The sequence below is a fragment of the Microlunatus parietis genome, assembly GCF_013407955.1.
In the GTDB taxonomy this organism is placed as follows: Bacteria; Actinomycetota; Actinomycetes; order Propionibacteriales; family Propionibacteriaceae; genus Microlunatus; species Microlunatus parietis.
This window is the reverse complement of record NZ_JACCBU010000001.1, coordinates 924,244-937,702: the sequence shown is the minus strand read 5'-3', so window position 1 is coordinate 937,702 and position 13,459 is coordinate 924,244. Positions and strand designations below refer to the sequence as shown.

The window sequence follows — 13,459 nt, the reverse complement described above, 5'->3', positions numbered from 1 at the left end:
GTCCGCTTCCGAAGATCAACACCAACCCGCACACCCAAGGAATCCGATGCGACGACGCGCCTTCCTCGCGGCCGGTGCCGCCACCCTCGGCCTCGGCCAGCTGCTGCTTCAGGTGCAGCGGGCGGCCGCCGAGCCGATCACCGTACGTCCCGAACACCCGCGGCTGCTGCTCACCGACTTCGATCATCCGCGCTCGGTGATCAAGAACGATCCGGTTGCGGCCGCGTGGTACGACAAGATCAAGTCCGCGGCCGACCTGCTGCTCGACAAGCCGACGGTGACGTACCAGATCCCGGACGGGCTGCGGCTGCTGGCCACCAGCCGGGAGGCCCAGCACCGCGTCTACACGCTCAGCTTCGCGTACGCGGTCGAGGGCGACACCGGCTATCGGGACCGGCTCTGGGCCGAGCTCTCCGCGGTGTGCGCGTTCCCGGACTGGAACCACCAGCGGCACTTCTTGGACACTGCCGAGATGACCCACGCGGTCGCGATCGGCTACGACTGGTGGCACGCCGAATGGTCCGCCGAGCAGCGGACGACGCTGGAGACCGCGCTCGTGGAGTACGGCCTCAAGCCCGGCCTGGCGGTCTACGGCGGCGCCCCGACCGCGCACAAGTGGCCGACCTGGACCAACAACTGGAACATCGTCTGCAACGGCGGCATGATCACCGGCGCGCTGGCGGTCGCGGACCGGTTCCCGGACGTCGCCGAGGACGTGATTACGAAGGCGGTGGCCTCGCTGCCGCTGGCGATCGCCGAGTACGCGCCGGACGGTGGCTACCCGGAGGGCGCCGGCTACTGGGAGTACGCGGCGAAGTACCTCGTCCTCTGCCTGGCCGTGCTCGACTCGGCGACCGGCGGCGACTCGGGGCTTTCGGAGTCGCCCGGCGTCTCCACCACGGTCGACTTCCCGCTGCACCTGGCCGGCCCGACCGGCCTCGCGTTCAACTACTACGACGGTGCCGCCGGTGCGAGCCGGATCCCCGAGATGTTCTGGTTCGCCCGGCGGTTCGCCCGGCCCGACTACGCGTGGCTGGCTCGCCTCGGTGCGTCGACCCGGCAGCCGGGCTGGGCCCAATTGCCGGTCGGCCTGATCTGGTACGACCCCGACCGCACCCGCGGTCCGGTCGCCAGCGGCACCGCGCTGGACTCCTATTTCGATCACTGCGCGGTCGCTACCTCCCGCAGTGGCTGGGAGCGCGACGAGGCGCTCTACCTGGCCGGGAAAGCGGGGGACAACGCGACCAGCCATGCCGATCTTGATCTTGGTTCCTGGGTCCTGGACGCGCTGGGCCAGCGCTGGTTCGTCGAACTGGGCAGCGACAACTACAACCTGCCCGGCTACTTCCACCCGCCGCGCTGGACCTACTACCGGAAACGTCCGGAGGGTCAGAACACGCTCGTCGTCAATCCCGGCGAGGATCCCGGCCAGCGCCCGGATGCGGTGGGCAGCGTGGTCGCCCGCAAGTCCGGACCGGCCGAGTCCTGGTTCGTGATCGACGGTACGGGGGCACACCCCGACATCGTTTCCTGGCGCCGGGGCTGGCGGCTGTTCGATCACCGGCGCCGGGTGATCGTGCAGGACGAGATCACGATCAAGGAACCGGGCGATCTCTGGTGGTTCGCGCATACGAGCGCCAAGATCACGATCAGCGCCGACGGCCGCAGCGCCACGCTCGCCCTGGCCGGGCAACGGCTGCTCGCCCGGATCCTGACCCCGGACGCGACGTTCCTCGAACTCTCCGCGCGGCCGCTCTGGACGTCGCCCGATCCGCCGGGACAGGCGAGCAATCAGGGGCTGCGGAAGCTCTCCGTACGGCTGCCGGAGACGACCGCGGCGACGCTGGCGATCGAGTTCGTCCCGCTGATCCCGGGTGCCGCCCTGCCGACCCCGGCGTCGGTGACCGCCCTCGCCGACTGGCCGACGCCGGCGGCCAAGATCGCCACCCTGACCGACCTCGCCGTCGATGGCGAGACGATCCCGGGTTTTGCGCCAGGCAACTTCACGTACGGCGTCGACCTGCCCGACGATCCCAAGATCACCGCCGCGGCCGAGCCCGGAACCAAGATCAACATCCTGCCCGGGCGCAGCGACCAGCCGACCCGGGTGATCACGGTCCGGCCCGGCCACCAGCGAGGCGTCTACTGGGTGTGGCGGCGCACCCCGCTCGGCCTGGGCAACTTCCCGGAAACGATCATCGCCAGCACCGACGACGGCAACGTTCCGGTGAACACGATGGACGGCGACCCGGCGACCCGGTGGTCGGCCGAGGGCGACGGGCAGTGGATCGCGTACGACCTCGGCTCGGACGGCCCGGTCGATTCGATCAAGATCGCCTGGTCCAGCGGCGACACCCGGGTGGCCCGGTTCGACGTCGAGGTGGCCGCGGCGGGGGAGACCGCCTGGCGGCAGGTGTTCAGCGGCAGCAGCAGCGGCACCAGCGCCGAGTTCGAGACGTACGATCTCGAACCCGGCACCGCCCGTTACCTGCGGATCGTCGGCCACGGCAACTCCGCCAACGGCTGGAACTCGATCACCGAGGTCGAGATCCCCGGCCGCTCGGTCGACGTCCGCCGGGAGAACCGGCTGGAGTCACTGGCGCTCGCGGTCGGCCCGGTGCCGATCGGGAAGCAGGTGGCCGGCGAGCTGACCGGGACGATGACCGACGGCTCGGCCGCCGACGTGGCCGGGCTCACCATCGATTACGTTTCGCTCGATCCGGCGGTCGCGACCGTCAGCGCGGACGGCGTGATCACCGGCGTCACCGACGACACGGCCCGGATCGCTGCGATCACCCAGCTGCCCGATCACCGGCTGCTGCACACCCGGACCTCGGTCGCCGTCGCGGACCCGGACCGGCCCAAGTTCCCCTGCGTCGCGGACAGCTACGTCCGCGACGGAACGTATGCGGGGCAGAACTTCGGCGGCCACGGCGGCATGATCGTCAAGTACGTCCCCACGCCCGACAGCGGCTTCACCCGGCGCGCCTTCCTGGCCTTCACCCCGTCCGCGCAGACCCGCCCGATCAGCAGGGTCCTGCTGCACTTCTACGGCCGAGTGGCCGACAACAACGGGACCGAGACCGATCTGGTCGTCCGGCTCGCCGGCGGCGGCTTCGAGGAACGCCAGCTGACCTGGCAGAACCAGCCCGCGCTGGCCGACCGGGTCGGCGGGCTCCATCTCGACAGCACGGCCGGGTGGCACGCGGTCGACCTCACGGCCGGCCTGACCGAGTTGATCACCCGGGGTGCCGCGGTCAACCTGGCGATCGTCCAGGAGCCGGCCACCGGCCAGGGTCTGGCCACCGACCTGAGCAGCCGCGAGTCCGCCAACGCTCCGTACCTGGAGGTCCAGTTGGGCTAGCGGTAGGCGCGGGCCTGGAGTTCGAAGAGTTCGGCGTAGTGACCGTCGGACGAGAGCAGCGCTTCGTGGGTGCCGACCTCGAGGATCCGGCCATGATCGAGAACGACGATCAGGTCGGCCATCCGTACCGTGGAGAAGCGGTGCGAGACCAGCACCGTGATCCCGCCGGTCTCCCGCGCCGCGGCAGCGGCCCGTAGCGCGAAGCGTTCGTAGAGGGCGTGCTCGGCCTCGGGGTCGATCGCCGCGGTCGGCTCGTCGAGCAGCAACAGCAGCGGCCGGTCGCGCATGAACGCGCGGGCCAGCGCGACCCGCTGCCACTGCCCGCCGGACAGGTCGACGCCGCCGCTGAACTGCTTGCCCAGCTGGGTGTCCAGGCCGTCCGACAGCCCGTCGATCACGGTTTGCGCGTCGCCCTCCGCCAGCGCCCGGCGCAGCGCCGCCGGGTCGTCGATCCGTTCCAGGTCACCGATCCCGACGGCCTCCCGCGCCGTGAACTCGAACCGTGCGTAGTCGCTGAACGCCGCGGACAGCTGCCGCCGCCAGCCGTCGGGGGTGATCATGGTCAGGTCGAGCCCGTCGATGATCACTTCGCCCCGCGTGGGGTCGTACATCCGCGCCAGCAGCTTGACCAGGGTCGTCTTGCCGGCCCCGTTCTCGCCGACCAGGGCGACACTGGTGCCGGCCGGGATGCTCAGGTCGAGGTCGCTGATCACCTCGCGGTCGGTGCCGGGATAGCAGAACCCGACCCCGCGCACCTCGATCCCGCTCGCGATCCGGTCCGGAGCCGGCGTCGTGCTGTCCGACCAGGAGTGCTCGCGGGCGAACACCCGGACCTCGTGATAGCGCGCGAACCGGCGCAGCGACTCGGAGAGGAACGTCATCAGCTCGCCGGTGCCACTGGCAGCCCCGGCGACGGTGGGCGCCAGCAAGATCAACAGCGCGACGTCGCCGGCGCGGGCCTGGACGCCGCCGAAGAGGAGCCAGCCGATCGCGGCCAGGAAGGCGGCGGCGAAGATCAGCTGACCGCCGATCTCGATCCCGGCCGCTTTCCGGCGGGCCGTCGCCTGCACCGCGTTGATCGTCCGGACCTGACGCTGGACCCGGTCCAGCAGGACGTCCTTGAGCCCGAAGGTCCGCAACTCCATCGCGTTGGCCGGACTGCGGCAGATCCGGACCAGCTCGTGCACCAGCCGCGCGTTCGGCAGCATGCTGGTGATCGACGTCCAGGTCAGATTGTTCGACAGACGCGCAGCGGCCACGTGGACGCCGCCGACCACCAGCAGCCCGAGAAAGGCCGGATGCACGCTGACCAGCAGCACGCTGACGGTCACCAGGCTGCTGACCGTGCCGGCCGCGAACAACAGCGCGTAGATCGACCGACCCATCATCCGGGACTCGGACCGGAGCAGCGAGATCTGGTCGGCAAGGTCCGGCCGCTCATGCTGCTCGATGCCCGGGATCCCGGCCACCAGCTCGGCCAGATCGGCGTGGAACCGCTGCTCGACCCGGTCGTCCAGCAGTGCGTCCAGCGGCCGCCGCGCAGTCTGCACGACCAGGGCGGCGGCGTAGCAGCCGAGCACCAGCCACAGCGCGGTCCAGATCAGGTTCGGATCGCCTCCCGGGCTGAGGCTGTCCACCACCAGTTTGACCGCGTACGCCTGCGCCGGCGCGATCACCCAGCCGACGACGTTGAGCCCGATCGCCAGCAGGCACAGCGCCGGAGCGGCCCGGAACGCCGTCGCCAGCCAGAGCCGGACCGCGCCGAGTTGATCATTCATCGCCGCTCCCGTTCACCGGGCCACTGGTGTAGCGGGCCGCCTGCAGCCCGAACATCGTCGCGTACCGGCCGCCCAGCATGATCAACTCCGGATGCGTACCGGACTCGACGATCCGGCCGCCGTCCAGCACACAGATCCGGTCGGCGTCGCGGACCACCGAGAACCGGTGCGAGATGATCATGGAGGTGATCCCGGCGGTCAGGTTGAGGTACTGGTCCACCAGCCGGGCCTCGGCCCGTACGTCGAGCGCAGCGGCCGGCTCGTCCAAGATCAACAGCTTGGCGCCGCAGTCGACCGCGAACAGGGCCCGGGCCAGCGCGACCCGCTGCCACTGCCCGGCCGACAGGTCGGTGCCACCGGTCCATTCCTTGTCCAGCACGGTGTCCCAGCCCTGCGCGAGGTCGGGCAGCAGGTCCGCGACCCCGGACCGTTCCGCGATCCGGGCCCGATCGGCGTCGGTCAGCGGCCGCCGGGCACCGAGCGCGACGTTGTCGTCGAGCGACAGGGGATAGCGGGCGAACTCCTGGATGATCGGCGCCACCTGGCGCTGCCAGCGGGCCAGGTCGTCCGGGCCGAGCGTGGCCAGGTCGACGCCGTCGACCAGCACCCGGCCGGAGGTCGGCGGGTAGATGCCGGCGATCAGCTTGGTCAAGGTCGTCTTGCCGGCGCCGTTGACGCCGACCAGGCCGAGCGCCTCGCCGGCCCCGATCTCGAGGTCGAGGTCGGTGAAGACGTCCCGGTCGCTGCCCGGGTAGCGGAAGCCGACCCGCTCCAGCCGGATCTGCCGAGCCGGCGCCCGCCCCAGGTCGGCAGCGGGTCCGGCCGGGTGCGGATGCCGCTCGGCGATCACCGCCGGCAGCTCCATCATGGCCCGGTAGGCGGCGACGCCGCGGGCCACCAGGGCCGCGATCTCGGGCGTGCCGCTGCCGCTGATCGCCAGGATCGCCGTGATCGAGCTGGCCACGGCGGCCAGGCCGAGCCGGCCGGACTGGGCCGCGACGATCACCCAGGCGACCGCGCCCGCATTGACCAGCACGGACAGCACCAGCGGTGCCGAGCCGAGCAGGTAGCCGCGGCGCCGGGACCGCCACAGCTCGTCCATCGCCGAGGTCCAGAACCGCAGATACCGCCGCACCAGCCAGTCCTTGAGCCCGAACACGCGAAGTTCGGTCGGGGCGTCGCCCAGGGCCAGTTCGAACGGGTAGAGCGCCTTCCGCTCGCTCTCGGTGCTGGTGGCCCAGGCGGCGACCTCGTCCCGGACGAACCGGACCCGCCAGCGTTCCGCGGCCAGCACCAGGACGACCAGGGCCGCGGCGATCCACCACTCAGTCAGCGCGCCCAGCACGGCCGCCGAGGAGAGGACGGTCAGGCGTGCGCCGAGCAGGTTCGGCACCTGCCCCAGCGACCAGGTGATCTGATAGCCGCCGGTGCCGGCCGCGCGCTCGGCCTGGTCCAGCACCACCGAGTCCTCGACGTGGGCCACCCGGGCGCCGCCGGCCATCGGCCCGGCCATCCGGAGATAGACGTCGAGGCCGGCCACGTTGCCGAGCCGGTGCGCCGAGGCGGCCTGCAGCGGCGGCAGCACCTTGGTCAGCAGGAACAGGGCCGCGAACGCCGCGAACAGCGCCACCATGGCGGAGCGGTCGGTGACGCCGGCCAGGAAGGCGGGGACCGCGGCGACCACGAGCCCGATGGTCAGCGTGAACAGGGCCTGCGCCACCGCGTCGGCCACGGCCAGGGCCACCACGATCACCGTCGATCCGCGCGCCACTCGCCAGCCGTACCGCAGCAGTGTCAGCACTCGGACACCGTAACGATTCAATGTCCACCCCGCGAACGATTTCGCGGACTCCTTGCCGCATCCGCTCAGTCGATTAGGGTGGCCCCGTGCCGTGGCCATGGATCTTCATCGGAATCGCCGTCGGGGGCCTGGTCATGCTCGTCTGTTTCGGGGTGTGGTTGGCGCACAAGGCGTCGGACCTGTTCGCCGAGCTCCGGGTGCTGGCCCAGCGGGCCGGCCAGGGAGCGGAGCTGCTCAGCCGGATCGAGATACCGGACGGACGTTCGTCCGGTGAACTGATCTACCCGGATCACGATCCAGACGTGGTCGTACGCCACCGGGTGCCGACGACGTAAGATGACGATCACAGGCGTGGCTAGCGTCACAGCAACGTGAGGCAACCCACGGACGGAAAGAGGAAATCATGACCCCAATGGCATTTCCCCTCGGGCCCACCGAGTTGATCATCATTCTGGTCATCGTGGTCCTGCTCTTCGGGGGCTCGCGGTTGGCCGGGCTCGGCAAGAGCACCGGACGCGCGCTGAAGGAGTTCAAGGAGGAGACTTCGGGGCTCCGCAAGTCCGACGAGGACAAGGCCGATGCCGACAAGCCGGCCCCGGACGCCCGTACGACGGCCGAGCTGGACGCCAAGTCCGCCGACGTGCGTGCGGCCGAGCCGACCAACGCCGAGCTTCGCAAAGACGCCTGATCGCGCCCTGCTGCCGTGGCGTTGTCCCTGAAGTGGCGGCCCTCTCGGATCAATCTGAGTTGGCTCAAGCCGCCCAAACCGGCATCTCCGGACGGGTCGATGACCCTGTTCGAGCATCTGGCTGAGCTCCGCTATCGGCTGGTCATCTGTGTGCTGGCCATCCTGGCCGCGTCGATTGTCGCGTTCATCTTCAATGGGCCGCTGGTGAGTCTCCTGACCCGGCCGTACATCCTGGCCGGCGAGTTGGTCAAGGAGACGCGGCCGGAAATCAAGATGGAATTGATCTTGGACGGCGTGACGTCGCCGTTCACGGTGTCGCTCGCCATCGCGGGCTTGGCCGGTCTGGTCGTTTCGTCACCGGTCTGGCTCTATCAGGTCTGGGCGTTCATCGTGCCGGGCCTGCTGGCCAAGGAGAAGAAGTGGAGCCTGATCGTCGTCGGCGCCGCGGTCCCGCTGTTCCTGGTCGGCGTGAGCATGGGCTACTTCATCATGCCGAGGGCGGTCGCCATCCTGGTCGGCTTCACGCCCGAGGACCAGCAGCTCACGAACCTGCAGGGCTTGCCGGCCTTCCTGGGTTTCATGGTCCGGTTGATGGTGATCTTCGGGCTCGCGTTCGAGGTGCCGTTGTTCATCGTGATGCTCAACGTCGTCGGCGTGCTGCCGGCGAAGATGATCTCCAAGTACCGGGCATACATCATCTTCGGCATGTTCGTGTTCGCGGCGATCGCGACGCCGACGCCGGACGCGTTCACCATGCTGCTGCTGGCTCTACCGATGACGGTGCTGGTGATTCTCTCCGAGGCGATCGCGTACGCGCTCGACCGACGCAAGGGCAAGCTCAACAAGAGCGAGGACTCGGTGGACCACAGTGTCGACGACGACGCGGCCTTGCGCGCACTCGAGGCCGAGGAAAGCGGCACCACCAGCGACGAGAAGAAGTGATCGGTGACGCGCCGCGTCACGCTGGTCGTCAATCCGTCCTCCGGCAAGGGTCGGGCGCAGGAACTGCTGCCGCAGGTGGCCGGCCGTCTCCGTGACGGCGGCCTCGACCTGACCATCCAGCTCAGCCGCGACTACGCCGAGGCGCGCTCGCTGATCGACACCGCGGCCGCCGGTGGCGGTGTCGTCGCCGTGATGGGCGGCGACGGGATGATGCATCTCGGGCTGAACGCGGTCGCCGAGCAGTACGCGAGCGGCGACGAGACGGTCGCGCTAGCGATGATCCCGGCCGGCACCGGCAACGACCTCTGCCGCGGGCTCGGCCTACCGTCCAAGGACGCGATCGGCGCCACCCAGTTGATCGTGTCCGGCCGGCCGTCGCTGGTCGACCTGATGGAGGTGGCCGGACGCCGGATCGGCACGGTGCTCGCGACCGGCTTCGACGCGATGGTGAACCGGCGGGCCAACGCGCTGGCGTACCCCAAGGGCTCGATGCGTTATCCGATCGCGACGCTCGCCGAGCTGCGGGTGTTCTCGCCGCTGCGTTACCAACTGGTGATCGACGGCGAGCCGCGCAACCTGGACGCGATGCTGGTCGCCGTCGCCAACACCAGCTGCTACGGCGGCGGGATCCAGATCTCTCCGGATGCCGACCCGCGGGACGGCCGGCTGGACCTGACGATCATCCATCCGGTCGGCCGGTTCCGGCTGCTCCGGCTGCTGCCCAAGCTCTACACCGGCGACTTCGTCACCGACCCGTGCGTCGAGCGGTTGCAGGCCACCGAGGTCCAGGTCGACGGCCCTGGCCTGGTCGCCTTCGGCGACGGCGAACTGCTCGGCGCCACCCCGCTGACCGCCCGCGTCGCCCCCTCCGCCCTCCCCGTATTCACCCCTTAAACCCCGCCGACCGGTCACAAACGCAGGCGTTTGGGCGGCGTGTCGCTGCACAACTGACCGGTCGATCGCCGGTGACGAACGCCCGCACAAGAGCTACAGCGCGCTCTGCGTTACGGGCGGCGCAGGGCGAGCAGGTCGGAGGGATCCGTCGCAGTGCCGAGGCCGCCGTCGACCGCGCGCTGCTCGAAGTGGAGGTGGCAGCCGTCCGGGGCACCGAGGTCGCCGGTCTCGGCGATCGGCTGGCCGGTACGGACTCGGTCGCCTGGCCGGACCAGGACCTTGCGGGCGTGGCCGATCAGGACGTCGGCCGGACCGTCAGCGGTCTCGACCCGGATCCGAAACGCCTTCGCCCCGTAGGCGGCACCCGGCCGGCCCGGCCGGTCCGGGCCGATCACCCGTCCAGCCGCCCCGGCGCGCAGCAGCGTGCCGCAGGGGAGGGCGATGTCGATGCCGTGGTGGAACCCCTCGCCGTCGTCGCAGCGCGAGTCGGGGGAGTAGTACGGGGCGTCGGTGCAGCCGTAGTCGATCATGATCCGGCGCGCGCCGTCGAACCAGGGCGAGCGGTAGCGGCGCCGATCTTCGGTGAAGAACCGCCACCGCGGATCCGGCCGCTCTGCCTCCGGATCCGGTGACTTGGTCGGCGTCGCTGCGGATGGGGTCGGTGTAGCGGAAGGGCTCGTGCTCGACGGGGTCGTGGCAGTGCTCGGATCCGTGGACGGAGCAGGGGAGGACGGCACCGGGGTCGTCCCCGGATCGGGTCGCTCGGAGCAACCGGCCAAGCAGGTGGCCGCGGTGACGATGATCATGATCGCCGCGGCACACCGACCGGTCCGATTCATGACGCGAGGCTAGGTGCCCCGCCCGGGGTTGTCGAAACCGCGACGACCCACTTGAATGGGATACACAGATAGTGGATGTCCATCCCACATTGACACGGCGAGGTTGTCCCATCATGAATGACTCCCCACTGTTCGGTCGGCGCAGCTTTGTCAGGCTCGGCGGCGCCCTGCTCGGCGCCGCGGCCGTGACCCAGTTCGGCGCCCCGACGGCATACGGCGCTCCCCGTGAACTGCACGTCCGCGACTTCGGCGCCCGACCGGACGACGACTCCGACGACACCGACGCGATCCGGGCCGCGATCACCGCCGCGATCGGCTCCGGGCGACCGACCGTCGTACGGTTCGCGGCCGGCACCTATCGGCTGCGGCCGGACACCGACCTCGGCGCCAGCGTGCCGATCACCGGTGCGGACGGGCTGACGCTGGCCGGGGCGACCGCGCCCGACGGTGCGCCGGCGACCAGATTGCTCAGCGCGATTCCGCTCGCCAACGACCTGGCACCGGCGACCCAGTTCCGGCTGATCGACTGCCGCGGGCTGACTCTGCGCAACCTGGTCCTGGACTACGCGCCGCGCGCGACCACCTCGGGCGAGATCGTCGCGGTCGACGCCGCGACCGACTCCGTGACGGTCGACGTGTTCGAGGGTGCGGCCCACTTCGACGGCATGCGCTGCTACTCGGCGAACAGCTGGGACCTCGCGACCGGGCGGCTGAATCACGTGGCACCGTTGACGATCGGCGCGAACCCGGACCAGTTCGGCAACGTCTGGCACAGCCTTCCGGGCGGTTCCGGCCGGCGTTACACGATCACCGGCTTCGGCTTCTCCGACCGGGTCCGGCCGGGCGACGGGGCGTCCTGGCACTTCAACGTCGTCGGCGGCTCGTATAACGTCTACGCCCTGGGTTGCCGGGACCTCCGGCTGGAGAACCTGCAGATCAACAACGCGATCGGTGCCGGCATCCTGGCCGGCTACGGGCACAACCTCACCTGCCGGGACGTCAGCTATGCCCCCGCCGGACCTGATCTTGCGGTCGGTCCGCGCGATGCCATCCACCTGTCCAACAACACCGGCCGGCTGGACTACCGCGGCGGCCGGCTGGCTGGGGTGCGCTGGGACCCGCTGGTGTCGCGGAGCTCCTTCGTCCGGGTCGCCGCGATCGAGAGCGCCCGCAGGCTCACGCTCGAGCCGACGTCGGCGGGATCGCGGCCGCTGCCGTTCCAGGCCGGCGACGCCCTCACGTTCTGGGCCGGTCCGCTCCCGTCGACGGTACGGATCGCGGCCGTGACCCCGGTCGACGAGTCGGATTCGGCCTTCCTGATCATGCTCGACGCGGACCTGCCGGGCACCGTGTCCGTCGGCAGCCTGGTCACCAGCTCGGGTCACGAATGGGACGAGGCCCGGATCAGCTCGGCCACGATCGAGGGCAACATCGGCACCGCCCTCGTTTCATGAACAAGAACCTCGTCGTCGAACACTGCCGGTTCGCCAACAACGCCTACCACGACATCGGGTTCGGGACGACGAGCGGACCCACCGGCTCGTTCGCCCGGAACGTGATCGTCCGGGACAACGTGTTCGCCGGCTCCGGCTGGATCCGCAAGTACTCGAAGTTCGCGTCCAACGGGGCGATCACCACGTTCGCCAACAACGGCGCGTTCACGACGCAGCCGTACAACAGCTCGATCCTGATCGAGAACAACCGGTTCAGCGACCTGGCCGAGGCCGGCGTCTACCTGCGCAACGCCCGCGACGTCACCGTCCGTGGCAACAGCTACCGCCGGGTGACCCAACGCGTGGTGGTGGACGAGGCCTCGACCGAGCAGATCAACGTGGCGGACTGACCGGAATCCAGCCGACATTCGCGGATCATGGGCGATTCGGGCCCGATTCTCGCAAAGTCGGCTGGATTCCGGTCACTCAAGCCGGCAGCCCGGGTGCGGGGTGGGCGGCCATCAGCTCCGCCACCTCGCCGCGCACTCTCTCTTCGTCGCCGGTCCGGATCACCCGGTCGATCCAGTCCGCGATCGTGATCATGTCGGCGGTGCCGAGGCCGCGGGTGGTCACGGCCGGGGTGCCGATCCGTACCCCGGACGGGTCGAACGGCTTGCGGGTGTCGAACGGCACCGTGTTGTAGTTGGCGACGATCCCGGCCCGGTCCAGGGCCTTGGCCGCCGGCTTCCCGCCGATGCCTGTCGTGGTGAGGTCGATCAAGATCAGGTGGGTGTCGGTGCCGCCGGAGACCAGGTCGTAGCCGAGCTCGAGCAGCCGGTCGGCCAGCGCCTTCGCGTTGTCCACCACGGCCCGCGCGTAGTCGGCGAATTCCGGCCGGGCCGCCTCGCCGAGCGCGACGGCGATCGCCGCGGTCGTGTGATCATGAGGCCCGCCCTGCAGCCCGGGGAACACGGCCCGGTCGATCGCCTTGGCCCGGTCGGCGTCGCAGAGCAGCATCGCGCCCCGCGGACCGCGCAGCGTCTTGTGCGTCGTGGTCATGATCACCGGCGCGTGGCCGACCGGTGACGGGTGCACGCCGCCGACCACGAGCCCGGCGATGTGGGAGATGTCGGCGGCCAGCAGTGCGCCACACTCCCGGGCGATCTCGCCGAACGCGGCGAAGTCGATGGTCCGCGGGATCGCCGTACCGCCGCAGAAGATGATCTTGGGTCGCTCGGCCAGGGCAAGATCACGGACCTGATCAAGATCGATCCGGCCGTCCTGGCCCACCCCGTACCGGATTCCGCGGAACCAGCGGCCGGTGGCCGAGACGTCCCAGCCGTGGGTGAGGTGGCCGCCCATCGGCAGCCCCATCCCGAGGATCGTGTCGCCCGGCTCGGCGAAGGCGAGGTAGATCGCCAGGTTGGCCGGCGACCCTGAGTACGGCTGCACGTTGGCATGATCGACTCCGAACAGCCGGGTGGCCCGCTCCGCCGCCAGTCGTTCGACCCGGTCGACGATCTGGTTGCCCTCGTAGTAGCGGCGGCCCGGATAGCCCTCGCTGTACTTGTTCTGCAGCACGCTGCCGGATGCGGCGAGCACGGCGGGGGAGACGTAGTTCTCGCTGGGGATGAGGCGCAGCGTGCTCGCCTGGAATTCTTCCTCGGCGCGGAGAAGCTCCGCGACCTCAAGATCAGTGGTTGCCGTCAGTGTCATGCCA

The 13,459-nt window shown here is 70.1% G+C and carries 11 protein-coding genes; 7 read left to right on the top strand and 4 right to left on the bottom strand.

Annotation, left to right across the window (positions count from 1 at the left end; all coding sequences use genetic code 11):
* Window positions 1–46: 46 nt before the first annotated feature.
* Window positions 47–3,364: a CBM96 family carbohydrate-binding protein gene (locus BKA15_RS04480; protein ID WP_179748456.1), complete on the top strand. Its 3,318-nt coding sequence runs from the start codon at window positions 47–49 to the stop codon at window positions 3,362–3,364.
* Here the strand turns inward: BKA15_RS04480 and BKA15_RS04475 are convergent.
* Both BKA15_RS04475 and BKA15_RS04470 read right to left on the bottom strand, forming a co-directional pair.
* Complete coding sequence (locus tag BKA15_RS04475; protein WP_179748453.1) at window positions 3,361–5,142, bottom strand: ABC transporter ATP-binding protein; 1,782 nt, start codon at window positions 5,140–5,142, stop codon at window positions 3,361–3,363. The genes BKA15_RS04480 and BKA15_RS04475 overlap by 4 nt on opposite strands.
* Window positions 5,135–6,943, bottom strand: coding sequence for an ATP-binding cassette domain-containing protein (locus tag BKA15_RS04470; protein WP_312878819.1), 1,809 nt, complete (start codon window positions 6,941–6,943; stop codon window positions 5,135–5,137). The genes BKA15_RS04475 and BKA15_RS04470 overlap by 8 nt, the downstream gene beginning before the upstream one ends.
* An 86-nt stretch (window positions 6,944–7,029) precedes the next feature.
* Here BKA15_RS04470 and BKA15_RS04465 point away from each other — a divergent pair, with 86 nt between their 5' ends.
* The 4 genes from BKA15_RS04465 (at window position 7,030) to BKA15_RS04450 (ending at window position 9,467) form a co-directional block, all read left to right on the top strand.
* On the top strand, window positions 7,030–7,278 hold the full coding sequence (locus tag BKA15_RS04465) for a hypothetical protein (protein ID WP_179748449.1): 249 nt from the start codon (window positions 7,030–7,032) through the stop codon (window positions 7,276–7,278).
* Between the two features lie 77 nt (window positions 7,279–7,355).
* Window positions 7,356–7,631 carry a twin-arginine translocase TatA/TatE family subunit gene (tatA, locus tag BKA15_RS04460; RefSeq protein WP_246322256.1) on the top strand — a complete coding sequence of 92 codons (276 nt, stop codon included), beginning with the start codon at window positions 7,356–7,358 and terminating at the stop codon, window positions 7,629–7,631.
* Between the two features lie 99 nt (window positions 7,632–7,730).
* Window positions 7,731–8,573, top strand: coding sequence for a twin-arginine translocase subunit TatC (gene tatC / locus BKA15_RS04455; RefSeq protein WP_179748445.1), 843 nt, complete (start codon window positions 7,731–7,733; stop codon window positions 8,571–8,573).
* A gap of 3 nt (window positions 8,574–8,576) precedes the next feature.
* Window positions 8,577–9,467, top strand: coding sequence for a diacylglycerol/lipid kinase family protein (locus BKA15_RS04450; protein WP_179748442.1), 891 nt, complete (start codon window positions 8,577–8,579; stop codon window positions 9,465–9,467).
* A gap of 110 nt (window positions 9,468–9,577) precedes the next feature.
* Here the strand turns inward: BKA15_RS04450 and BKA15_RS04445 are convergent, their stop codons facing one another.
* Window positions 9,578–10,306 carry a M23 family metallopeptidase gene (locus tag BKA15_RS04445; RefSeq protein WP_179748440.1) on the bottom strand — a complete coding sequence of 243 codons (729 nt, stop codon included), beginning with the start codon at window positions 10,304–10,306 and terminating at the stop codon, window positions 9,578–9,580.
* Window positions 10,307–10,419: 113 nt separating this feature from the next.
* Here BKA15_RS04445 and BKA15_RS04440 point away from each other — a divergent pair, with 113 nt between their 5' ends.
* Together BKA15_RS04440 and BKA15_RS04435 are read left to right on the top strand one after the other, a co-directional pair.
* A complete protein-coding gene (locus BKA15_RS04440; RefSeq protein WP_179748438.1) occupies window positions 10,420–11,760 on the top strand; it encodes a glycosyl hydrolase family 28-related protein in 1,341 nt (446 codons plus the stop codon).
* Window positions 11,757–12,149 carry a right-handed parallel beta-helix repeat-containing protein gene (locus tag BKA15_RS04435; RefSeq protein ID WP_179748436.1) on the top strand — a complete coding sequence of 131 codons (393 nt, stop codon included), beginning with the start codon at window positions 11,757–11,759 and terminating at the stop codon, window positions 12,147–12,149. The genes BKA15_RS04440 and BKA15_RS04435 overlap by 4 nt, the downstream gene beginning before the upstream one ends.
* 76 nt (window positions 12,150–12,225) lie before the next feature.
* On the opposite strand, the gene glyA is transcribed toward BKA15_RS04435, so the two are convergent.
* The gene (gene glyA / locus BKA15_RS04430) at window positions 12,226–13,455 is read right to left on the bottom strand and encodes a serine hydroxymethyltransferase (RefSeq protein ID WP_179748434.1); all 1,230 of its coding nucleotides are present in this window, start codon (window positions 13,453–13,455) and stop codon (window positions 12,226–12,228) included.
* Window positions 13,456–13,459 lie beyond the last annotated feature (4 nt).

Excerpts from the sequence above, each read along its gene's own strand:
- BKA15_RS04475 (WP_179748453.1), bottom strand. The coding sequence starts at position 5,142 with ATGAATGATCAACTCGGCGCGGTCCGGCTCTGGCTGGCGACGGCGTTC.
- tatC (WP_179748445.1), top strand. The coding sequence starts at position 7,731 with ATGACCCTGTTCGAGCATCTGGCTGAGCTCCGCTATCGGCTGGTCATC.
- BKA15_RS04435 (WP_179748436.1), top strand. The coding sequence starts at position 11,757 with ATGAACAAGAACCTCGTCGTCGAACACTGCCGGTTCGCCAACAACGCC.
- BKA15_RS04480 (WP_179748456.1), top strand. The coding sequence starts at position 47 with ATGCGACGACGCGCCTTCCTCGCGGCCGGTGCCGCCACCCTCGGCCTC.
- BKA15_RS04445 (WP_179748440.1), bottom strand. The coding sequence starts at position 10,306 with ATGAATCGGACCGGTCGGTGTGCCGCGGCGATCATGATCATCGTCACC.
- glyA (WP_179748434.1), bottom strand. The coding sequence starts at position 13,455 with ATGACACTGACGGCAACCACTGATCTTGAGGTCGCGGAGCTTCTCCGC.
- tatA (WP_246322256.1), top strand. The coding sequence starts at position 7,356 with ATGGCATTTCCCCTCGGGCCCACCGAGTTGATCATCATTCTGGTCATC.
- BKA15_RS04440 (WP_179748438.1), top strand. The coding sequence starts at position 10,420 with ATGAATGACTCCCCACTGTTCGGTCGGCGCAGCTTTGTCAGGCTCGGC.